Here is a 21,474-nt window from a genome sequence, read left to right as displayed (position 1 = left end):
GGGACATGACCCGACTCAAGGACTCCGGCCCGCACTCGGGGGCCCGGAAGCCCACGGCTCGATCCTGGCTCGACCGCTTCTTCTTCGTCAGCGAGCGCGGATCCACCTTCGGGCGCGAGGTCCGCGGCGGACTGACCACCTTCATGGCGATGGCCTACATCATCGTCCTGAACCCGATCATCCTCAGCGGCGTCTCCGACGTGAACGGCGACGTCCTGTCCGCGGGCCAGCTCACCACCATGACCGCCCTGGCCGCCGGGCTGGTCACGATCATGATGGGGGTGGTCGGCCGGGCGCCGATCGCCTGCGCCGCGGCCCTGGGGGTGATGGCGGTCGTGGCCTACCAGGCCGCTCCCGTGATGGCCTGGCCCGAGGTGATGGGCCTGGTCGTGTGGCAGGGCGTCGCCATCATCCTCATGGTGGTGACCGGTGTGCGGACCGCCGTGATGAACGCGCTTCCGCACAACCTCAAGATGGCCATCGGCGTGGGCATCGGCCTGTTCGTGGCCCTCATCGGGCTGGACAACGCGGGCTTCGTCAGCGCCGGGGAGGGCGGCGGCCTGCTCCAGATCGGCGCGGCCGGGGCCGGGGGCCACCTCGACGGGTGGCCGATCCTGGTCTTCGTGTGCGGCCTGGTGCTGGCCAGCGTCCTGCTGGTGCGCGGGGTGCCCGGTGCGATCTTCTACGGCATCGTCGGCGCGACGGTCCTGGCGATCGTCGTGCACTACGCGGCGGGCCTGGAGGCCGGGGACTGGGGCGGGGCCAGCCCCGAACTGCCCGGCAACCCTTTCGCGGTCCCCGACTTCGGCCTGCTGTTCCAGGTGGACGTGTTCGGCGCGTGGACCTCGGCCGGCCCGACCACGGCGGGCGTCATCCTGTTCACCCTGGTGCTGGCCGGGTTCTTCGACGCCCTGGGCACCATCCTGGCCATCGGCACCAAGGCCGACATCACCGACGCCGGCGGGCACATGCCCCGGGTCAACCAGATCCTGGTGACCGACGGCGCGGGCGCCGTGACCGGGGGTCTGACCAGCTCCTCGGCGACGCTGGTGTTCGTGGAGTCCACGGCGGGGGTGAGCGAGGGGGCCCGGACCGGCCTGGCGAGCGTGGTGACGGGGCTGTTCTTCCTCGCGGCGATCTTCCTGGCCCCGGTGTTCGGTGTGGTCCCGGCGCAGGCCGCGGCGGTGGCGATGGTAATGGTGGGCGCCATGATGATGATGCACATCAGGGAGATCGACTGGTCGGACATCGCCGTGGCGATCCCGGCCTTCCTGACCATCGCGATGATGCCGTTCACCTTCGACATCGCCAGCGGGATCGGCATCGGCGTCATCTCCTACACGCTGGTCGGGTCGGCCCGGGGGCGCGTGCGCGACGTGGGCTGGCTGATGTGGGTGCTCTCGGCCGTGTTCGCGTTCCACTTCTCCATGCACGCGCTGGGGTTGTGAGCCGGATCCGCACCAGGGGGAGGCCGGGCCGGCGAGGGGCGGCCCGGCCTCCCCCTTTTTCACCGCGGGCCGGGCGGGGCCGCGCGTGCCCGGAGCAGCCACGGAGCCGTCCCGGGCGGAAGGGACGGGTACGGGGGGCGCGGTACCTCGTTGACAGCGGTCGACGGCACCCCTAAGTTGACAATGTCAACTTCGTATCGAGGGAAGCCACCCCATGAACGTTCGAGTCAACGGCCTCTCCTCCCCCGCACCCGACTCCCCCGACACCACGGCGGCCGAGCACATCCGCGACCGCCTCGGCCTGACCGGCACCAAGATCGCCTGCGGCACCGGGGTCTGCGGCGCCTGCACCGTCCTGGTGGAGGGCTCGCCCACCGCCTCGTGCCTGCTGCCCGCCGACCGGATGGAGGACCGGGAGGTCACCACCGTGGAGGGCCTGGGCGGCGACCACCCCGTCCAGCGCGCCTTCGCCGCCCACGACGGGATGCAGTGCGGCTACTGCACGCCCGGGTTCGTGGTGGAGGCCTCCGCCTTCGTCGACTCCTGGCGCGCCGAGCACGGCGACGTCCGCCCCGGCCGCGACCGCGTGGCCGACGCCCTGGCCGGGCACCTGTGCCGCTGCGGCGCCTACGAGGGGATCTTCGCCGCCGTGGACGCCGCCTGCGCGGGCGAGTTCGACACCGAGCCGGAGCATGCGCCGCCGCGCGCGGACGCCCTCGCCAAGGTCACCGGCCGGGCCCGCTTCAGCGCCGACCTGGCCCCCGAGGGCACCTGGGAGGGGGTGATCGTGCGCTCGGCCCACGCCCACGCGCGGGTGCGCTCCGTCGACCCCGGCGGGGCGCGGAGCGCGGCCGCCCGCCGCCCCGGCCCCGGACAGCCCGTGGACCCGCACCCGGTCTTCGTCGACCTGCTGGGGCAGGAGCGCACGGTGCGCTACGTGGGACAACCCGTCGCCGCGGTGGCCGCACCGACCGCGGCTCTGGCCCGCGCCGCCGCCCGGTCCGTGCGGGTGGACTACGAACCCCTGCCCGCCGTACTCGGTGTCGAGGAGGCGCGCGCGCAGGACGCCCCGCGGGTCTACCCCACGCGCGCCGAGCGCCGGGCCGCCCCCTCCAGCGCCGAGGGACCCAGTCTCCCGGGCCGCTGGGACGGCAACACTCGCGGTCCCACCACCGTCGGCTGGCGAGGCGCCACCGCGGTGCGGCGCCTGCGCGCGGCCGCCGAACGCCGGGATCCGCGCCTGGTGGCCCAGGAGTACACCACCGCCGCGCAGGTGCACAGTCCGCTGGAACCCCACGTGTGCGTGGCCTCCTGGGACCGCGACGGATCGCTGACCCTGCGCGCGTCCACGCAGGCGGTGGCCAAGGTCGCCCGCAAGGCCGCCGAGCGCTGGGAGCTGGCGCCGGAGAGGGTGCACGTGCTCAGCGAGTACGTCGGCGGCGGCTTCGGCGCCAAGGCCAACCTGTCGGTCGACATGGTCGCGGCGACCGAACTGGCCCGGTTGGCCCACGCTCCGGTGCGCGTGTCCTTCGACCGCGCCGAGGAGCTCACCGACGCCGGGCACCGCCCCGGAACCCGGACCCGGGTGGCGCTGCTGGCCGACGAATCCGGGGACCTGGCGGCGCTGACCGTGGACTCCCACGGCGACGGCGGCGTCTCGGTGGGATCCACCACGGCCGTCTTCGGGCTGTTGATGTACGGGCGCTCACCGCGCCGGGCCCGCGACTTCGACGTGGTCACCCACCGCCCGCCGGGCCTGCCCATGCGCGCTCCCGGCGGCGCACCGATGTCCTGGGCCGTGGAGCAGGCCGTGGACACGATGGCCCACCGGTTGGGCGAGGACCCCCTGGACCTGCGCCGCCGCTGGGACGGCAACCACAGGCGCCGGGCGCTGTACGACCGGGCCGCCGCCCTGGACCTGTGGCGCGGGCGCCCGCGCGGGCCGCGCACCGGCCGGTTCCGGCGCGGGGTCGGCGTCGCCGCCTCCAACTGGCTCTACCTCATGGGCCCGGGCGCGAGGGTCGAACTGTCGGTCCGCGACGGCGCGGTGGTGGTGCGCTCCGCCACCCAGGACATCGGCACCGGTATCCGCACGGTCCTGGGCGAGGTGGTCGCCGAGCGGCTGGGGATGTCCGCGGCCGACGTGCGCGTGGAGATCGGCGACAGTTCCTCTGTGCACGGCACCGGTTCCTTCGGCAGCCGCACGACCACCTCGATGGGTCCCGCGGCGGCCGACGCCGCCGACCGGCTCCGCGCCGAGCTGCGCGAACGCGAGCCGGGGGTTCCCGCCTCGGGGCCGATCCCCGAGCACGCCCTCAAGGACGCCCTGGCCGCCGCCGAGGGAGTGAGGGTGGTCGGTGAGCGCGGTCGGGACCGCCGGGGCGCGCTCACCCCGAACATGGACGACCTGGCCGTGGGCCGGGGCATGACCGGCGCCGTGCACGTGATGGAGGTGGAGGTGGACACGCTGCTGGGCCGGGTGCGCCCCACCCGCTGCTGGGCGGGGCTGGCCGTGGGCCGCGTCTACGCCGAGCGGCTGGCCCGCAACCAGGCCGAGGGCGCCGTGGTGCAGGGCGTGGGGTACGCGCTCTTCGAGGAGCGCCGCCACGACCCGGTCACCGGGGTGGTGCTCACCGACAACCTGGAGGACTACCGGCTCCCGGGCATGGGCGACGTCCCCGAGACCGAGGTGCACTTCCACCGGGAGGGCTTCGAGCACGCCGCGGGCGCGGGCGTCGGCCTGGGCGAGATCTCGCTGGTGGGCGTGGCCGCGTCCGTGGCCAACGCCGTGCACGACGCCACCGGCTGGCGCCCCCTGGACCTGCCCATCCGCCCGGACCGACTGCTGGAGGGACTGCGATGACCGCGACCACACGCCCCGCGGGGCTGGAGGAGGCCCTGAGCCGGTTGGAGGGCACGGGCGCCCGCCCGCGCGCCGGGGGCACCGACCTGACGGCGTGCCTGGCCTCGGGGGTCCTGGAGCCCGCGCCCGTGGTCGACCTGACCGGGGTGCGCGAGCTGCGCGGCGTGGAGTGGCGCCCCGACGGCTCGGCCCGGGTGGGCGCGCTCACCGGCGTAGCCGAGCTGTCCGCGGACCCCGCGCTGGCCGCGGCCTATCCGGCGCTGGCTGCCACGGCGCGGGCGCTGGCCACGCCGCAGGTGCGCAACGCCGCGACGCTGGGCGGCAACCTGCTCCAGCGCAACCGGTGCTGGTACCTGCGCAACCCGGCCTTCGACTGCTTCCAGACGGGCGGGGACTCCTGCCCCGCGCGCGGGGGCGACCACCTGTACGGGGTGGTCGTGGACCGGGGCCCGTGCGCGGCCCCGCACCCGTCCTCGCTGGCGGTGGCGCTGCTGGCCCACGACGCGTCGGTGCTCGTGGCGGGCGGGGAGCGGACCGAGACTGCGGTGGCGGACCTGTACGACGCCGCCGACCCGACCCGCGACCACGTGCTGGAACCGGGCCGGGTGCTGGTGTCGGTCGGGCTGCCGGTCCCGACCCCGGGTGAGCGGTACGCCTACCGCCGTGCCACCGGGCGCTCACGCGCGGAGTGGCCGCTGGTGGAGGCGGTGGTACGCCTGGCCATGGGGGACGGGGGCGCGGTGACCTCGGCGGCGGTGTCCGTGGGCGGGGTGGCCCGCACCCCGCTGCGGCTGCCGGAGGTGGAGTCCGCCCTGGTGGGAGCGCGTGCGGGCCTGGCGCTGGACGGGGGCGTGGCCGAGGCCCTGGAGGGCCTGGCCGACCTGTGCTCGCCGCTGCCCGCGACCGGGTACAAGGTGGAGCTGCTGGGCGCCACCGTGCGCGACGCCCTGGAGCGTGCCCTGGACGCCCCGGGCGGCTGAGGCCGGTGGTGGACACCCCGGGAACGGGGCCGGGCCGGGGCCGCCGGGAACGGCGGCGTCCGGCCCGGACGCGTCGGCGGGGTCAGCCGCGCAGCAGCGCCTGGTGGGCCAGCTCCCGGCACGCGACCGCGAAGTCCAGCCCCGCGGCGGCTGCCCCCATCGGGAAGGTGGAGGTCTCGGTCAGGCCCGGGGCCACGTTGGTCTCCAGGAAGGTGACGCGGCCGTCGGCCCCCACGATGACGTCGGTGCGGGACAGGTCCCGCAGCCCCAGGACGCGGTGCGCGGTCAGCGCCACCTCGGTGGCCTCGGCGACAGTGGCGGGGTCCAGGCGCGCCGGGCAGAAGAACTCGGTGCGCCCGGCGGTGTAGCGGGCGGCGTAGTCGTACACCCCGCCGTCGGGGACGATCTCCACCGGCGGCAGCGCCGTCGGCCCGTCGCCGGTGTCGAGGACGCCCACTGCCAGCTCGGTGCCCTGCACCTGCTCCTCGACCAGGGCCGAGTCGCTGTAGGCGAAGCAGGACACCAGGGCCGCCGACAGCTCCTGCACCGAGCCGACCGGCGCCGCGCCGAACGCGGAGCCGCCCCGGTCGGGCTTGACGAACAGCGGCAGGCCCAGTCGGTCGGCGAGCCGGTCCATCAGCGCCGGAGCGCCCAAGTCGTGGAAGGCCGACTTGGGCAGGGCGGCGCCGCGCGGCACCCGCACGCCCTCGGCGGCCAGCAGCGCCTTGGCGGCGGGCTTGGAGTAGGCCAGGCGGCAGCCCCCCGGCCGGGCGCCCACGTAGGGCACCCCGACCAGTTCCAGGACCTCCCGGATGGCGCCGTCCTCGCCCGCGGCCCCGTGAAGGACGGGGAAGACCACCTGCGGCGGGTCCTGGACGAGGCGGTCCAGCAGGGTGGAGTCCACGTCGGCGACCTGGACCTCCACGCCGAGCCTGCGCAGCGCCTCGGCGACGCCGCGCCCGGAGTGGACGCTCACCTCGTGTTCGGGGGACAGGCCCCCGGCCAGGACGAGAACCCGGTCAAGGTCTGCCACGGCGCGGACCTCCTTCTGTGCTGCTGTCATGATGGGGTGCCCTCATGGGGTGTCAGGGCAGGTCCGGAGCGGGGGCCTGTGGGCCGTCGGTGCTCGGGGCCAGGGTGGTGCCGAACGTATCACGCAGGTCGATCTCACCCTCGATGGCTCCGACGAGGCGGCGCACGCCCTCACGGATCTGCTCGGGTGTGGGGTAGCAGAAGCTCAGGCGCATGTCGGCCCGGCCGCGTCCGTCGGCGTAGAAGCCGGTACCGGGCACGTAGGCGACCCGTTCGGTGACGGCCCGGGGGAGCATGGCCTTGGAGTCGATGCCCTCGGGCAGGGTGGCCCAGACGAAGAATCCGCCCTGGGGGCGGGTCCAGGTGCAGCCCGCGGGCATCATCGCGGTCAGCGCGTTGAGCATCGCGTCGCGGCGTTCGCCGTACATCGTGTTGAACGACTTGATCTGCTCGCGCCAGGGGAAGGTGTTGAGGTAGCGGCGCACCACCAGCTGGTTGAAGGTGGAGTGGCTGAGCATCGCCGACTCGGCGGCCAGGACGAGCTTGGCGCGCACCGCGGCGGGTGCGAGCGCCCAGCCGATGCGCAGACCCGGGGAGAGGGTCTTGGACAGCGATCCCAGGTAGATGACGTTGCCCTCGCTCTGGGAGTAGAGGGTGGGCTCGGGGTCGCCGTCGTAGCGCAGCAGGCCGTAGGGGTTGTCCTCGACGATGAGCACGTCGTGGCGCTCGCAGGCCTCCGTGACCCGCGCGCGCCGCTCTGCGGTCATGGTGATCCCGGCGGGGTTCTGGAAGTTGGGGACGGTGTAGAAGAACTTCACCGGACGCCCGTCCAGCTCGGCGCGGACGAGCGCCTCCTCAAGCTCCTCGGGGATCACGCCCTGCTCGTCCATGCCGACGTGGCGGATGTCGGCCTGGAATGCGGCGAAGGTGTTGATCGCGGTGACGTAGGTGGGGGCCTCGGTCAACACGATGTCGCCCGGGTCGACGAAGACGCGGGTGATCAGGTCCAGGGCCTGCTGGGAGCCGACCGTGACGATGACGTCGTCGGGGCTGGAGGTGATGCCCTCCAGCGTCATGTAGTCGCAGATCTGTTCGCGCAGCACGGGGTCGCCCTGGGCGGAACCGTACTGGAGGGCCGCCGCGCCCTCCTCGGAGACGACGTCCTTGACCAGTTCGCCGATCTGCTCCAGGGGCAGCGCCGCGACGTTGGGCATGCCCCCGGCGAGGGAGACCACCTCGGGGCGCGAGGCGACGGCGAACAGTGCGCGGACCTCCGATGCGACCATGCCCTGTGCTCGGCGTGCGTAGCGGCCGAAGTGCGGGTCGATACGCGAACCCTGTTGACTGGGCTGCTGCTCTCGGTGGTCAGCGGACACGGTCCACCTCCGAAGGAAGGTCGTTCTGTGGGGCAGGACGGGGGGCCGTCCGGGAACTCTCGGCGCTCCCGGGTTCGACGCCCTCGCCGTCCCCGCGGTTCACACCCCGTCCACGGGAGCGGGCGCGCTGCCCTGGGTCGTGGACGGGGCGGTCGGGTGGGCTGGGTCGCGGGTGAACACGACCCGGTAAATGCACCGAGTCTAGCCCAGCGTCGGAGGACGGGCACGGAACGGGCCTGCGCGTGCTGTTCGCCACACCGGTCACATCCGCTCCCCTCGTCCCGTCTCTTCCGCTGGACTACCCGTCCGCGGCGGAGTTCACGGAGAGGGGGACAGAACATGGTCCGTTCTTTCCCCTGTCGTCGGTCGGCGCCCGAGGAACGGGGTCGCGGCGCGGAGCGGGTCGCACGGGCCGCTGGAGGCGGACTCCCGCAGGACCGCCCCGGTGAAGCCCCGTCCGCCCGCCGGGACGGCGGCTCACCTCGGGGAACACGGCGTGGGGGCGGGTCCCCCTGAACCCGTCCCCCACGCATCGGCACGCCCCGGGGAGCCGAACTCCCGCGAGGGGCGTACCGTCGGCGCGATGGCACCAGGGGGTTCCCCCGAATCCCCGTGGTCGGCCATCCGAGCCCGGTGGCGCCTCTGCGTTACTCTCCCCCGGAACCCCCCTCAAGGTCCCAAGGCCGTGGACGCGCCACGCGTTCCGTCCGCGGTCCGCCGCCGGGCCCTCTCTCGCCCCGCGGCGGCCGCCGACTCTGGGCCGCGCACGCACAGTCCATCGCACGCCGCACGACACGGCAACGGTTGCACTAGGTTGCGGTTCCGTCGCACAGTGCCATGGGGCAGTCTCCGTCGCGGAGCGCGTCCCGCACCGCGCGCACCCCGGGGGCCACCGACCCGGGCAGCAGGTCCACCGGCGAGGGTGGCCGCACCACCCGCACCCGCACCTCACCGCTGAACCGGTAGGGGCGGCTCTGGATGATGCCGCCCAGATGGCGGCGCACGCGCGAGAGCTCGGCCCGCACCGTCACCACGTGCCCGCCCGCGCCGAACACGTCCTGGGACAGCTGAGCGCCGGTGCGCCCGCCCCGGTGCACGGCCAACAGCAGCAGCAGCTCCGCATGGCGCGGGGTGAGCCGGTGCGCCCACTCCCCGCTGGGCCCGGCGACCACCATCCTGGGCGAGGGCCGGGTCAGGTCCAGGGTGACCGTGGAGGGCGCGCTCTCCGACGCCGGACGCGGGCGCAGCAGCCATCCGCCGGGCAGGGGCTCCAGGGCGCACTCCCCAAGGGCGGGCAGCCAGGCGGTGCCGCTCTCGCGCTGTTTGGGCAGCAGCACCCTGCGGACCGGCTCCATGTGGACGGCCGCGGCGGTCCACCCGGCCTCGTCCACCACCAGTGCCCGCTCGCTCATCCCGGCCAGCAGGGGCGCGGCCACCGAGCGCAGCCGCTCCAGGTGGGTGTGGTGGATGCTCTGCAGGTGGGCCTCGGCCAGCTGGGACACCGCGCTGACCAGGGCCAGAGTGGAGGGGTGGATGGTGGAGACCGGGCCGGTGACGTCGACGGCGCCGAGCAGGCGGCCGTCGCGGGGGTCGTGGATGGGGGCGCAGGCGCAGGTGAGGGCGTGCAGGTTGCGCACGAAGTGCTCGGCGGAGTAGACCTGCACGGGCCGTCCCACTGCCAGGGCGGTGCCGATGGCGTTGGTGCCGGTGCTGCCCTCGTTCCAGAAGGCGCCCTCGACGAGCCCTACGCGGTCGCCGAGGGAGCGGATGCGGTGGGAGCCGTCGCGCCACAGGATCTGGCCGGAGGCGTCGGTGACCAGCATGATGTGGTCGGCCTCGTCCGCGACCGAGACGAGGGAGCGGCGGATCAGCGGCATGACCTCGGCGATCGGGGAGGCGTCCCGGTGCCGTTGGAGCTCGTCCGGGCGGGCGGTGCGGGGCGGCGGGGCGCTGTCGGGATCGATCCCGAATCGTCGGCTGCGGGACCAGGAGTCCTCGATGACCGGTCGCAGGGCGGCCGGCGCCGGGCGGCCGGAGAGCGAGGCCTCGTGCACGCGCCGGAGCAGGCGGGCGTGCTCACGGGCGTCGGCCCCGGCCGGCAGGGCCGTGTCCAGCGACGGAAAAGACATGCGGTCCCCTGAGCTCGCGTTCGCAACGGCGTTCATCAATTTTCTCGGTTCGACTTCGACAGGGTTGAGGGAACGGAAATACACCCATGTTTCGGAGGCCGCTCTCGCTTCCGCTTCCGTTTCATCACCGGATTATGCCCCATCCCGCACCCAGGGGAGGACGGGGATCTCGTGGGCGCGGGGAAGCCGCAAACCCCTTGGCGTCCGCGCGTATCCGACGCGGCGCCCGGCTCGGCGACCGCCGAAAGGCCGTGGACACGTCTTCGAAAAGGGGGCCGGGTTCGAACGGAACAGCGGAATTGCCGAAAACGGCCGGTAATGCCGCAACGACACTTTCCCGGACACATGTCCGCGCCACGCGCGGGCCGCGCGGGGCCGCCGGGGGCCGGGTCAGTGCCGCCAGCGGGTGAGCGCGAACCACAGCCGCATGCGCTGCTCGGCGTCGGCCAGGTCCACGCCCAGGTCGCGCTCGACGCGTCCGATCCGGTAGCGGACGCTGTTGCGGTGGGCGCCCAGGTCGGCGGCGGCCCGGTCCCAGTTGCCGTGCCGGGTGAGCCAGACCAGCAGTGTGCGGCGCAGCGTGCGCGCGGAGTCGGTGTCCTCGGCCAGCGGTCCCAGGACGCTCCGGGCCAGGTCCTCGCCTGCCCCCGGCGCCAGGAGGGCGTCGAAGGGGTCGGCCTCCTCCTCCAGCAGCGGCCCGCCGACCGCGCGGGCGCGGGTGAGCAGGGCGGCGGCCCGGCGGTCCGCGGCGGCCAGCTCCGCCGGGTCCGCCGATCCGCTCAGCACAGCGATCCAGCCGTGGTCGAGCAGCCGTTCCAGGTGGGCCCGGTGCGCGTCCTCGCCCCGGTCGGCGAGGACTGCGCGAAGGTCCTCACCGGGGCCCGCGTCCAGCAGCCTGGTGCCCAGGGGCAGCGCGGCGGGGGCGGTGTGGCGGCCCCGCCCTGCGGGCCTGGCGCGCAGGACCCGGTAGGCGCCGGGGAGCGCCGTCCCGGCGGGGGCGTGCGTCGGGGCGGTGAGTTCGGCCAGCAGCGGCACGGCCGCGTCGGTGAGCCCGCCGTCCAGGAGCAGGCCGGTGATCAGGCGGCCCGGGGCGGGCGGGGCGCCCCGGGAGGCGCGGGCGAGCAGCTCCAACAGGGCGGTGGCGGTGCGCAGGACGGCCCGGTCGGTGACGCCCAGCGGTTCGGGGCGGCCGACCAGGACCACGCCGTGCTCGCGCGGCGGGGCGCCGACGGTGTGCAGGAAGACCTCCTCGCCCCGCACCCGGGCCTTGGCGCTGCGCGGGCCGTGCGGTCGGGTGAGCCGGTCCGCGAGCCCGTGCAGTTCGGGGTCCAGCTCCGCCGGGGCGCCCGCCGTGCGGTGGGCGCCGCCCGGCACGGCGGGCGACGGGCGGTTCAGGACCGCCCAGCCGCCCAGGGCCTCGGCCAGGACGCGCAGGACCCGGTCCACGGGGGCGTCGGCGGTGACGGCCAGGGCCAGGGCCTGGTGCGCCTCGCCCAGGCGGCGCAGGTCGCGCAGGTGCAGCTCCTGGAGTTCGGCGCCCACGGCCTGGCTGACGGCGGCGAAGGGCGTGGGGCGGGGCACCTGCACCAGGGGCAGCCCCCGCGCGCGGCACTGCTCGACAAGCCCGGCGGGGACGGTGTCGTGCACCGGGGTGACGCCGAAGCCGAGGGCGCTGACCCCCGCGCCGACCAGGGAGGCCACGTAGCCGCGCAGACCGGCGGGGGCCGCGGGCAGGTTGACGCCCGCGGTGAGCAGCAGTTCGCCGCCGCGCAGGTAGGCGGCCGGGTCGGCAAGCTCGCTGGCCACCGCCCAGCCGATCCCCGGGTCCCCGGCGTCCACGAGGGCGGTCAGTCCCAGGTCGCGGCGGCCCACGACGGTGCTCAACGGGACCGTGTGTCCCTGTGCCCGGCTCTGTCCCGCCAACCCGGGGACCCCCTTCTCGAACCGGCCCGCGCCCCCGCCCGGCGGATCGGAGAGGACGGTTGTCCCCGTGCGGGCGCGCTGACCGCGTGTTTTGGATACCTCATCCAGTACAACGCACTTTTGTGGACGGTTCGTCCACTGGAGGAGACCGCGTCGGCTGCCTAACCTGACCGGGGCTCGTGTCATCCGCACCGACGCGGCCGCTTTCGTCCCACAGCGCCTCCCCGCCCGCGGACCGCACCGAACACCGCACCGACGACGAGAAGGACACCCGTGAACGCACCGATCGGCCCCACCGACTCCAGCCTCGTACCGCGCTTCGCCGGACCGGCCACCTTCGCCCGGCTGCCGCGCATCGACCAGGTCGGGCACGCCGACATCGCCGTGGTCGGCGTACCCTTCGACACCGGCGTGTCCTACCGTCCCGGCGCGCGCTTCGGCCCCTCGGCCATCCGCGAGGCCAGCCGCCTGCTGCGCCCCTACAACCCGGGCCTGGACGTGTCCCCGTTCGCCTCCGCCCAGGTCGTCGACGGCGGCGACGTCGCGGTCAACCCCTTCTCGATCGGCGACGCGGTGGAGACCCTGGACCAATGCGCTTCCGAGTTCGTGCGGGCGGGCACCCGCCTGGTCACCCTGGGCGGCGACCACACCATCGCGCTGCCGCTGCTGCGCTCGCTGTACCGCCGGCACGGGCCGATCGCCCTGCTGCACTTCGACGCCCACCTGGACACCTGGGACACCTACTTCGGCGAGCCCTACACCCACGGCACCCCGTTCCGCCGCGCCGTGGAGGAGGGGATCCTGGACACCGAGGCCCTGTGCCACGTGGGCACCCGCGGCCCGCTGTACGGCAAGAAGGACCTGGAGGAGGACCGCCGCTTCGGCTTCGGCATCGTCACCTCCGCCGACGTCATGCGCAGGGGCGTGGACGAGGTCGCCGACGCGCTGCGCCAGCGCATCGGCCGCCGCCCGCTGTACGTGTCGGTGGACATCGACGTGCTCGACCCGGCGCACGCGCCCGGCACCGGCACCCCGGAGGCGGGCGGTCTGACCAGCCGCGAACTGCTGGAGATCCTGCGCGGACTGGCCTCCTGCAACCTGGTGGGCGCCGACGTGGTGGAGGTCGCCCCGGCCTACGACCACGCGCAGATCACCGCGACCGCCGCCTCGCACGTGGCCTACGACCTGGTCAGCGTCCTGGCGCTGAACCACGGGCGCTGATCCCGCGCGCCGCGGCGGGGCGGCGCCCGGGGCGCCGGGGTTCAGACCTCGGCGCCCTCCCGGCGGGCTCGCAGGTGGGCCCAGGTCAGGTCGGTGACGTGCCGGGCCATGGTCTCGGGGCTCTCCTCGGGGTGCTCCAGGAACCAGTCGGCGAAGGCGTCGGCGGTGCTGACCGCGATGCGCGCCAACAACTGGGCGTCCCTGGGGTCGAGGTCGCCGCAACCCCGGCGCGTGCACTCGGTGACGAGGTCGGCCACCTCGGCCGTCACGCGGTTCCTGAGCCGCACGGCCTCCCCGGCGAAGGGCTCGCCCCGCAGGTCCGCGTGCCGGTACAGCACGGTCCAGCTCGCCCGGTTGCCGGTGACGAAGACGAAGAAGGCGCGCATGCCCCGGTGCAGGGGGTCCTCCCCCTTCGGGGCGTGCGGGTCGTGCGCCGCGGCGCGCACGGCCTCGATGAGCCGGTCGGTCTCACGGCGCACGCAGGCGGTGAAGATCCGTTCCTTGGAGCCCAGGTACTGGTACACGGTGGGCTTGGAGGTCCCGGCCGCCTCGGCGATCTCCTCGACGCTCACGGTGTGGTAACCGCCGCGCGAGAACGCGGTGACGGCGGCGTCGATCATCTGCTCTTCCCTGAGCTGACGCGGGAGTCTGCGCTGTGTGCTCTTCACGCATCCAGACTTTATTGCGGCGGCGGTGTCCGGCCAGGGGCGCTGGTCCCCCGTACGCGGGCCCGCGCTCGGTCCGGGGCGGGCGCGCGCACGTGACCTGTGGCGTCGGCCCGGCGGGTCCGCTTCGCGGTGGTATTTCCCACATCCTTCCGGCGTCGGAGCGGAGCGGACCGCGACGGGTTCGAGCATCGGCGGGCCGGGGCCCGGGGCTCCCTCACACGGGGGCGTCGCGCAGCACCAGGGTGCAGCACTTGGCGCCGCCCCCGGCCCGGCGCAGCTCGTCCAGCTCCACGGGGTGGACGGCGTAGCCCAGGGCCCGCAGGCGGTCGGCCAGGGCGGTGGCCTCGGCGGCGATGACGACGTTGCGGCCGTCGCACACGGCGTTGAGGCCGAGCACGGCGGCGTCCTCCTCTGTGGCCAGGAGCGCGTCAGGGAAGAGCGAGCGCAGAACCCGTCGGCTTCCGGCCGAGAAGGCACCGGGGTAGTAGGCGATCCGGTCACCGGAGAGGGCGAACAGCGCGGTGTCCAGGTGGTAGAAGCGCGGGTCGGTCAGCTGGAGGGTGACGACGGGGCGGCCCAGGAAGCGCTCGGCCTCCTGGTGCGCGGCGGCCTCGGTCCGGAACCCCGTGCCCGCCAGAACCATCTCGTCCAGGGTGAGGAAGTCGCCCTCACCCTCGTTGACGTACTTGGGCTCGCGGGTCTCGGTGTAGCCCGCCTGGCGGAACCAGTCGAGGTAGGCCGGGCCCTCCGGGGTTCGCTCGGCGCTGGCGAAGCGCGCCCCGTAGACCCTGCCGTCCACGACCAGGGCGCCGTTGGCGGCGAAGACCATGTCGGGCAGACCGTCGACCGGGGCGATCTCGCTTACGCGGTGCCCCAGTGAGAGGTAGAGGTCGCGCAGCCCCTCCCACTGGCGGATGGCGCGTGCGCGGTCGACGCCCGCCGCCGGGTCCATCCAGGGGTTGATCGCGTACTCGACCGCGAAGTAGGTGGGGCGGCACATGAGGTAGTGCCGCGGAACCGCCGCCGGACCGACCGGTCGAGCCATGGGACCTCCCGTACACCGCGCGGGACACTGGGCGGCCCCGGTTGCGCGTGGGTTCACCGCGCCTCGGGTCCGCACGGACGAAAAGGGACATACCCCTCTACGGCGCGAGTGCAACGCGGCGCGGCCCTTCCGTGAAGATGATGGCGTGGGCCGCCATGCCGTCGGCCACGGGGTGTGGCCCACGCCGCGCATGCTGACGGCCTCCACCGGGGCACGGCCGCCGGTGGCGCCGTGGCGGGTGCGGGTCCAGCCGGGCTGGGGCTGGTCGGTGGAAGCGGGTGTCCGGCCGAGGCCGTGGACTTCGGTCCACTGTTCGATCTCCTCGGTCCCGTGCCACAACTGCATGCGGAGCAGCGGTCCGGTGTAACCGGGGTGGGAGGCGCGGACCAGGCCGCACCGCTCCCGCGAAGTGCGGTCGATCGCGCCTGTGGAGCAGGCGTTGTTCCAACCGGAGCCGTGGGTGGTGGCGAAGCAGCCGAAGGGCACGAGCGCTGGGGCGGTGTCGCCGCCTGTGTCGGGAGCGGTCCCAACACCGTCCGGCCGCACGGGCCGTCCGTCAACCCGGTGAGCCCTCCGGCGGCGGAGCGGCGGGGGCGTCGGCGGCGCGGCACGAGCGGCCGGGCGGCGGCGGAGGGCCCGTCCGGCCCGGTCCTCAGCGGCGGGCTTCGGAACCGCTCAGCCCCACGGCCTCCTCCAACTGGTCCCGGCTCATCTTGGACCGGCCCGGCACGTCCAGTTCCGAGGCCCGCTGGAGCAGTTCGCGCTTGGTGACCCTGCCCTCGCTCCGCCGCTCGACCCGGGTACCGCGTGCTGCGGCCCGCCGGGCCCCCTCCGCGCCGGTGGACGCGCGCGGGCCCCGCGACCGCGTACCCCGGGTGCGCTGGGCGGGCAGGCTCTGGCGCAGGGCCTCGCCGAGGCCGTCCGCGTCCTCTGGGGGCGCGGTCTGCTCTGGCCGGTGGGTGAACGTCCCGCCCCCGGCCTTGGCGCGCACCAGTTCGGTCAGGCGCTGGCCGTAGCTGTCGGAGTAGTCCTCGGGGTCCCACTCGATGGACAGGGACCCGACCAGCTCGCGGGCCAGTTCGAGTTCGCTCTTGGACAGCGCGGCGCGGGCCACGGGCGGCATCACGTCGTCGGGTTCGCGGACCTCGTCGGGCCACCACAGGGTGGAGGCCGACAGCACGCCCCGGTTCGGCTCGATCAGGACGGGGTACTCGCGGTCGCGCAGGACGATGGTGGCCACGCCCGCGCGGCGGGTCTGCTCCAGGGCCGTGTACAGAAGCTGGTAGGCCTTGGCGTCGACCGCGGCCCGGGGCGCGACGTAGTAGGTGGAGGCGTACCACAGCGCGTCGACGGCGCCCTGGGACAGGAAGCCGGTCAGCTCCATGGTGCGCGAGCCGTGCGGGAGGATCTCCTCCAGCTCCTCCGGTTCCAGGACCACGTACTCGTCCTCGACCCCGGTGCGCGCCCCGCGCACGACGTCCTCGCTGGCGACCTCCTCACCGGTGCGCTCGTTGACGCGGACGTAGCGGACGCGGTCGGCCGTGCCCCGCTCGAACTGGTGCAGCACGGGACCCCTGCGTTCGCGCGCGCTGTAGAGGCGCACGCCGACGGGCACCCTGCCGAACATGAGGGTTCCCACCCAGACCGGATTGACCATGACCCCTCCCTCTGCCCCCATCCTTACCGTTACCAGGCAAAATGTCGGCAGACGACGGCAAAGGACCCCCAAGGCGGAAAGGAGCGCGCCCGTCCGGGAGAACACGGGTCCGCGCACCCCGGGCCCTTGACCGACCAGTCGGTATTGCTACTGTCGCGGCAGTCCGTGATTGGAGCCTCCCATGAGTACGACCGTCAGGGCCGCCGTCTTCTCCGAGCGCGGCGCCCCTCCCCGCATCCGCGACCTGGTCCTGCCCGACCCCGGCCCCGGCCAGGTGCGGGTGCGCCTGGCCGCGGCCGGGGTGTGCCACTCCGACCTGTCCCTGTCCGACGGCACCCTGGCGCAGAAGTGGCCGGCCGTGCTGGGCCACGAGGGAGCCGGAACCGTCGACGCCGTCGGCGGGGGCGTCACGGAGGTGGTCCCCGGCCAGCAGGTGATCCTGAACTGGGCCCCCTCCTGCCGCGAGTGCTGGTTCTGCCGCCAGGGCGAGCCGTACCTGTGCGAGCACGCGCTGGACCGCACCGCGCAGCCCTACGCCGAGCTCGCCGACGGCACGCCCGTCTACCCCGGGCTGGGGTGCGGCGCGTTCGCCGAGGCCACCGTGGTGCCCGCCTCCGCCCTCGTGCCGCTGCCCGACGGGATCGACCCGGCGGCGGCCGCCGTGCTGGGCTGCGCGGTGCTCACCGGCTGGGGCGCGGTCAACAACTCCGCGGGCGTGCGCGGGGGCCAGTCCGCCGTCGTGCTGGGCCTGGGCGGGGTGGGCCTGTCGGTGCTCCAGGCCGCGCACCTGGCCGGGGCCGACCCGGTGGTCGCGGTGGACGTCTCCCCCGCCAAGGAGGAGCTGGCCCGCTCGCTCGGCGCCACCGAGTTCCTGCTCGCCGACGAGACCCTGGTCAGGGCCGTGCGCGCGCTGACGGGCGGGCGCGGCGCCGACCACGCCTTCGAGGTGGTGGGGTCGGCGAAGGCGGTGCGCTCGGCCTGGGACGTGACTCGGCGAGGCGGCACGGTCACGGTGGTGGGCGTGGGCGGGGTGGGCGACGAGGTCTCCTTCAACGCGCTGGAGCTGTTCCACCAGGCGCGCACTCTGCGCGGATGCGTGTACGGCTCCAGCGACCCGGTGCGCGACGTCCCGCTCATCGCCGAGCGGGTGCGGTCGGGGGATCTGAAGCTGGCGGCCATGGTCACCGACGAGATCCCGCTCGAAGGCGTGCCCGAGGCCTTCGAGCGCATGGCCGGAGGTCGGGGCGGCCGGTCGCTGGTGCGCTTCGGGGGCTGAACCCGGCGGGCTCCGGCGGCGCCGTGCTGGCGCGGTACCGCCGGAGCCCGTGGTGTGAGGGTCGCGAGCCCGATGAGTGCGGCGAGGCAGCCGGGGGCGAGGGTCGGGGGATGGAAGCACACGCGGAGTCCTTCGCCTTGAACACGGTGTGAACAGCGCGAACGGGGCCGGAGGGGTCCGGCGCGCATGGGTCGCACGATTCCGGGCGAACTGGAAGGGTTTGTCACCTCCTGATAAATCCTGTGGCGCAAGACACACTCTGCCCTTGCCGTGCCGCCGCGACGGCGGCACAGTCGTCACCGACGCGCACGCCGTGCCCCGGGCACGGCCGACCGGAGGGAACAGCATGGGTGGTAGCGGAGACGACCGCGCCGACGTCATCGTCGTCGGCGCCGGGTTGGCGGGCCTGACCGCGGCGGCCGAGCTCGCGGACGCGGGCAGGCACGTGCTCCTGCTGGACCAGGAGCCCGAGCAGTCACTGGGCGGGCAGGCGTTCTGGTCCTTCGGCGGGCTGTTCCTCGTGGACTCCCCGGAGCAGCGGCGCATGGGCGTCAGGGACTCCGCTGAGCTGGCCATGCAGGACTGGTCGGGCACCGCGGGGTTCGACCGTCCCGAGGACGCCTGGCCCCGCCGGTGGGCCGAGGCCTACGTGGACTTCGCAGCCGGGGAGAAGCGCTCCTGGCTCCACCGGCAGGGGATACGGTTCTTCCCCATCGTGGGCTGGGCCGAGCGCGGCGGCTACCTGGCCGACGGCCACGGCAACTCCGTGCCCCGGTTCCACATCACCTGGGGCACCGGCCCGGGCGTGGTCGCGCCGTTCGAGCGGCGGGTGCGCGCGGCGGCCGAGCGCGGCCTGGTCTCGCTGCGCTTCCGCCACCGGGTGGACGAGCTGGTGGTCGCGGGCGGGACGGTCACCGGCGTGCGCGGCGCGGTCCTGGCCCCCAGCGACGTCAGGCGGGGCGAGGCCAGCGGACGCGAAGCGGTGGGCGACTTCGAGTTCTCCGCCCAGGCCGTGATCGTCACCTCCGGCGGGATCGGCGGCGACCACGACCTGGTGCGCCGCAACTGGCCCGAGCGCCTGGGCACCCCGCCGCGGCACATGCTCTCGGGTGTGCCCGAGCACGTGGACGGGCGCATGCTGGCCATCACCGAGCGGGCGGGCGGGCGGATCGTCAACCCCGACCGCATGTGGCACTACACCGAGGGCATCCGGAACTGGGACCCCGTCTGGGCCCGGCACGGCATCCGCATCCTGCCGGGGCCCTCCTCGCTGTGGCTGGACGCGACCGGCAAACGGCTGCCCGCGCCCTACTTCCCCGGGTTCGACACCCTGGGAACCCTGGAGCACATCATGCGCGGCGGCCACGAGTACACGTGGTTCGTGCTCTCGCAGAGGATCATCGAGAAGGAGTTCGCCCTGTCGGGGTCGGAGCAGAACCCCGACCTGACCGGGAAGGACCTCGGTCTCGTCCTCAAGCGTGTGCTGCCGGGCGCGCCGGGGCCGGTGGAGGCCTTCAAGAGCAACGGCGCGGACTTCGCCGTGGCCGACCGGCTGCCCGAGCTGATCCGGCGGATGAAGGAGATCGCGGGCGACGGCGTGCTCGACGCCGACACCGTCACCCGCGAGGTGGTGGCCCGCGACCGGGAGATGGTCAACACCTTCACCAAGGACCTCCAGGTGACGGCGATCCACGGGGCGCGCAACTACCGGGGCGACCGCCTGGCCAGGGTGGCGGCCCCGCACCAGATCCTGGACCCCAAGGCGGGCCCGCTGATCGCGGTGCGCCTGCACGTGCTCACCCGCAAGTCCCTGGGCGGCCTGCACACCGACCTGGACGCCCGCGTGCTGCGCGCGGACGGCACACCGCTGCCGGGGGTGTACGCCGCGGGCGAGGTCGCGGGGTTCGGCGGCGGCGGGGTGCACGGCTACCGGGCGCTGGAGGGCACCTTCCTGGGCGGCTGCCTTTTCTCGGGCCGCACGGCCGGTCGGGCCGCCGCGGCGGCTCTGGGCTAGCGCATGCCCTCCCGGGCGGGGTGGACTTCGTCCCCCCGCCCGGGCTCCGCGGCTCCGGCGGCGCCGTCACTTCCCCGGGCCCTCGTCCTCCTGCTCGGGCTCCGGCTGTTCCGGCTCGGGTCTGCGCGGTCGGCCTCGGCGGGGGATGGCCCCCGCCTCGTTGGGCATCCGCCCCGCGTCGTCCAGCGCGCGGCGCAGCAGGAACTCGATCTGGGCGTTGGTGCTGCGCAACTCCTGCCCGGCCCACCGCGCGAGCGCGTCGTGGACGGCGGGGTCGAGCCGCAGCAGCACCTTCTTGCGCTCGGGCACTGCCACCTCACGCGGTCACTGGTACAGGGTTCCGGCGTTGACGACGGGGCTGGCGGGGCGGTCGGAGCACAGCACCACGAGCAGGTTGCTGACCATGGCGGCCTTGCGCTCCTCGTCCAGTTCCACCACGTCCTCCTCCGACAGGCGGGCGAGCGCGCGGTCGACCATGCCCACGGCGCCCTCGACGATCTCCTGGCGGGCGGCGATCAGCGCGCTGGCCTGCTGGCGCTGGAGCATGGCCTGGGCGACCTCGGAGGCGTAGGCCAGGTGGGTGAAGCGCGTCTCCACGATCCGCACGCCCGCCGCCTCGACCCGCTCGCCGACCTCCCGGGACAGCTGCTCGGTGATGAGGTCGGCGCTGCCGCGCAGGGAGCGGCTGGTGTCGGTGTCGTAGGAGTCGTAGGGGTAGTTGCCCGCGATGTGGCGTACGGCGGCCTCGGTCTGGATGGAGACGAACTCCACGAAGTCGTCCACCTCGAAGGAGGCGCGGGCGGTGTCCTCCACCTGCCAGACGATGACGGCGGCGATCTCGATGGGGCTGCCGGAGGCGTCGTTGACCTTCATCACGGAGGTCTCGTGGTTGCGGATGCGGGTGGACACGCCCTTGCGGACGGTGAAGGGGTTGACCCAGCGCAGGCCGTCGGTGCGGACGCTGCCGACGTAGCGGCCGAAGAGCTGGACGACCTTGGCCTCGTTGGGCGCGACCATCTCCAGCCCGATGAAGAGCAGGAAGCCGACCACTGCGAGGACGGCGCCGACCGCCACCAGGGGCACGGGCAGTCCTACGACGGGCGACAGCGCGACGGCGACGCCGAGCAGGAAGAGCAGGACGCTGACCACCGCCATCACCATGCCGTTGATGCTGGCGGCGGGGTGTTCTCTGTACTGGGGAGCAGGAGCGGGGGCCTGGCCGGTGGCGGTCATCTGAGGTTTCCGTTCTCTGTCGGGTGATGACGCGAGAATAGCATTGTGATATCACTTTTAAAAGACACCCGGCCCGCCAGGGCCCCGAACCGAAGGAGGAGTGGACGCGATGAGCGCCGACACCCCCCGCCTGCGCCCGCCCCGCAACCGGGTGGACGGACGTGCCGTCCGCTGGTGGACGACCCGGTCCCTGACCGTGACGGTCCTCCTCACCGCCGTCCCCGTGGTGCCCGCGATCATCTGGGAGCCGCCGCGCGCCTGGTTCCTGGCCGCCGCCGGGGTGATCGGCGGGATCGGACTGCTGGTCACCGCGGTCATGCCGCAGTGGCGCTACCGCGTCCACCGCTGGGAGGTCACCGACACGGCCGTCTACACCTCCAGCGGCTGGCTCTGGCAGGAGTGGCGGGTGGCCCCGATGTCGCGCATCCAGACCGTGGACACCGCGCGCGGCCCCCTCCAGCGGGCGTTCGGGCTCTCCAGCGTCACCGTGACCACCGCCTCCGCCGCCGGCCCGATCGAGATCACCGGCTTGGACCACGAACTGGCCACGCGCGTGGCCGACCAGCTCACCGACACCACCCAGGCGACCCCGGGGGACGCGACATGAGC

General features: G+C 74.2%; 16 protein-coding genes. 7 read left to right on the top strand and 9 right to left on the bottom strand.

Annotated elements, in window-relative coordinates; translation table 11 throughout:
- Positions 1–5: 5 nt before the first annotated feature.
- The 3 genes from ABD54_RS08150 (at position 6) to ABD54_RS08140 (ending at position 5,291) form a co-directional block, all read left to right on the top strand.
- Complete coding sequence (locus ABD54_RS08150) at positions 6–1,448, top strand: NCS2 family permease (RefSeq protein WP_047868822.1); 1,443 nt, start codon at positions 6–8, stop codon at positions 1,446–1,448.
- 214 nt (positions 1,449–1,662) lie between these two features.
- A complete protein-coding gene (locus ABD54_RS08145; protein WP_047868821.1) occupies positions 1,663–4,311 on the top strand; it encodes a molybdopterin-dependent oxidoreductase in 2,649 nt (882 codons plus the stop codon).
- Positions 4,308–5,291 (top strand): xanthine dehydrogenase family protein subunit M, encoded by a 984-nt coding sequence (locus ABD54_RS08140; protein WP_047868820.1) that lies wholly within the window; start codon positions 4,308–4,310, stop codon positions 5,289–5,291. The genes ABD54_RS08145 and ABD54_RS08140 overlap by 4 nt, the downstream gene beginning before the upstream one ends.
- A gap of 82 nt (positions 5,292–5,373) precedes the next feature.
- Here ABD54_RS08140 and ABD54_RS08135 read toward each other — a convergent pair whose 3' ends face one another.
- The 4 genes from ABD54_RS08135 to ABD54_RS08120 all read right to left on the bottom strand — a co-directional run bounded on the left by ABD54_RS08135 (position 5,374) and on the right by ABD54_RS08120 (position 11,712).
- Entirely contained in the window at positions 5,374–6,324 is a 951-nt protein-coding gene (locus ABD54_RS08135) for a D-alanine--D-alanine ligase (RefSeq protein ID WP_047868819.1), read from the bottom strand.
- 52 nt (positions 6,325–6,376) lie between these two features.
- Complete coding sequence (locus ABD54_RS08130) at positions 6,377–7,609, bottom strand: PLP-dependent aminotransferase family protein (protein WP_047868818.1); 1,233 nt, start codon at positions 7,607–7,609, stop codon at positions 6,377–6,379.
- An 899-nt stretch (positions 7,610–8,508) separates the two neighbouring features.
- Positions 8,509–9,828 carry a GAF domain-containing protein gene (locus tag ABD54_RS08125; protein WP_047868817.1) on the bottom strand — a complete coding sequence of 440 codons (1,320 nt, stop codon included), beginning with the start codon at positions 9,826–9,828 and terminating at the stop codon, positions 8,509–8,511.
- Between the two features lie 390 nt (positions 9,829–10,218).
- A complete protein-coding gene (locus tag ABD54_RS08120) occupies positions 10,219–11,712 on the bottom strand; it encodes a PucR family transcriptional regulator (RefSeq protein WP_235432009.1) in 1,494 nt (497 codons plus the stop codon).
- Between the two features lie 312 nt (positions 11,713–12,024).
- Here ABD54_RS08120 and speB point away from each other — a divergent pair, with 312 nt between their 5' ends.
- Positions 12,025–12,972 (top strand): agmatinase, encoded by a 948-nt coding sequence (gene speB / locus ABD54_RS08115; protein ID WP_047868815.1) that lies wholly within the window; start codon positions 12,025–12,027, stop codon positions 12,970–12,972.
- A gap of 41 nt (positions 12,973–13,013) precedes the next feature.
- On the opposite strand, the gene ABD54_RS08110 is transcribed toward speB, so the two are convergent.
- From ABD54_RS08110 to ABD54_RS08100, 3 genes are all read right to left on the bottom strand, one after another.
- Positions 13,014–13,640: a TetR/AcrR family transcriptional regulator gene (locus ABD54_RS08110; RefSeq protein ID WP_200904067.1), complete on the bottom strand. Its 627-nt coding sequence runs from the start codon at positions 13,638–13,640 to the stop codon at positions 13,014–13,016.
- 214 nt (positions 13,641–13,854) lie between these two features.
- Entirely contained in the window at positions 13,855–14,685 is an 831-nt protein-coding gene (gene ddaH / locus ABD54_RS08105) for a dimethylargininase (RefSeq protein WP_047868813.1), read from the bottom strand.
- A 652-nt stretch (positions 14,686–15,337) separates the two neighbouring features.
- On the bottom strand, positions 15,338–16,342 hold the full coding sequence (locus tag ABD54_RS08100) for a Ku protein (protein ID WP_047868812.1): 1,005 nt from the start codon (positions 16,340–16,342) through the stop codon (positions 15,338–15,340).
- A 181-nt stretch (positions 16,343–16,523) separates the two neighbouring features.
- Here ABD54_RS08100 and ABD54_RS08095 point away from each other — a divergent pair, with 181 nt between their 5' ends.
- Together ABD54_RS08095 and ABD54_RS08090 are read left to right on the top strand one after the other, a co-directional pair.
- The gene (locus tag ABD54_RS08095; protein WP_047868811.1) at positions 16,524–17,618 is read left to right on the top strand and encodes a zinc-binding dehydrogenase; all 1,095 of its coding nucleotides are present in this window, start codon (positions 16,524–16,526) and stop codon (positions 17,616–17,618) included.
- Positions 17,619–17,964: 346 nt separating this feature from the next.
- Positions 17,965–19,632: an FAD-binding dehydrogenase gene (locus tag ABD54_RS08090; RefSeq protein WP_047868810.1), complete on the top strand. Its 1,668-nt coding sequence runs from the start codon at positions 17,965–17,967 to the stop codon at positions 19,630–19,632.
- 66 nt (positions 19,633–19,698) lie between these two features.
- On the opposite strand, the gene ABD54_RS08085 is transcribed toward ABD54_RS08090, so the two are convergent.
- Together ABD54_RS08085 and ABD54_RS08080 are read right to left on the bottom strand one after the other, a co-directional pair.
- Positions 19,699–19,941 carry a hypothetical protein gene (locus ABD54_RS08085; RefSeq protein WP_047868809.1) on the bottom strand — a complete coding sequence of 81 codons (243 nt, stop codon included), beginning with the start codon at positions 19,939–19,941 and terminating at the stop codon, positions 19,699–19,701.
- Between the two features lie 15 nt (positions 19,942–19,956).
- Complete coding sequence (locus ABD54_RS08080) at positions 19,957–20,865, bottom strand: SPFH domain-containing protein (RefSeq protein WP_047868808.1); 909 nt, start codon at positions 20,863–20,865, stop codon at positions 19,957–19,959.
- Positions 20,866–20,974: 109 nt separating this feature from the next.
- On the opposite strand from ABD54_RS08080, the gene ABD54_RS08075 reads away from it, so the two are divergent.
- A complete protein-coding gene (locus ABD54_RS08075; RefSeq protein ID WP_047868807.1) occupies positions 20,975–21,472 on the top strand; it encodes a PH domain-containing protein in 498 nt (165 codons plus the stop codon).
- Positions 21,473–21,474: the final 2 nt, after the last annotated feature.

This window comes from Nocardiopsis sp. RV163, assembly GCF_001029525.1.
Classification (GTDB): Bacteria; Actinomycetota; Actinomycetes; order Streptosporangiales; family Streptosporangiaceae; genus Nocardiopsis; species Nocardiopsis dassonvillei.
This window is presented reverse-complemented; position numbering and strand designations above follow the sequence as displayed.

Excerpts from the sequence above, each read along its gene's own strand:
- ABD54_RS08150 (WP_047868822.1), top strand. The coding sequence starts at position 6 with ATGACCCGACTCAAGGACTCCGGCCCGCACTCGGGGGCCCGGAAGCCC.
- ABD54_RS08145 (WP_047868821.1), top strand. The coding sequence starts at position 1,663 with ATGAACGTTCGAGTCAACGGCCTCTCCTCCCCCGCACCCGACTCCCCC.
- ABD54_RS08140 (WP_047868820.1), top strand. The coding sequence starts at position 4,308 with ATGACCGCGACCACACGCCCCGCGGGGCTGGAGGAGGCCCTGAGCCGG.
- ABD54_RS08130 (WP_047868818.1), bottom strand. The coding sequence starts at position 7,609 with ATGGTCGCATCGGAGGTCCGCGCACTGTTCGCCGTCGCCTCGCGCCCC.
- ABD54_RS08125 (WP_047868817.1), bottom strand. The coding sequence starts at position 9,828 with ATGTCTTTTCCGTCGCTGGACACGGCCCTGCCGGCCGGGGCCGACGCC.
- ddaH (WP_047868813.1), bottom strand. The coding sequence starts at position 14,685 with ATGGCTCGACCGGTCGGTCCGGCGGCGGTTCCGCGGCACTACCTCATG.
- ABD54_RS08100 (WP_047868812.1), bottom strand. The coding sequence starts at position 16,342 with ATGGTCAATCCGGTCTGGGTGGGAACCCTCATGTTCGGCAGGGTGCCC.
- ABD54_RS08095 (WP_047868811.1), top strand. The coding sequence starts at position 16,524 with ATGAGTACGACCGTCAGGGCCGCCGTCTTCTCCGAGCGCGGCGCCCCT.
- ABD54_RS08090 (WP_047868810.1), top strand. The coding sequence starts at position 17,965 with ATGGGTGGTAGCGGAGACGACCGCGCCGACGTCATCGTCGTCGGCGCC.
- ABD54_RS08080 (WP_047868808.1), bottom strand. The coding sequence starts at position 20,865 with ATGACCGCCACCGGCCAGGCCCCCGCTCCTGCTCCCCAGTACAGAGAA.
- ABD54_RS08075 (WP_047868807.1), top strand. The coding sequence starts at position 20,975 with ATGAGCGCCGACACCCCCCGCCTGCGCCCGCCCCGCAACCGGGTGGAC.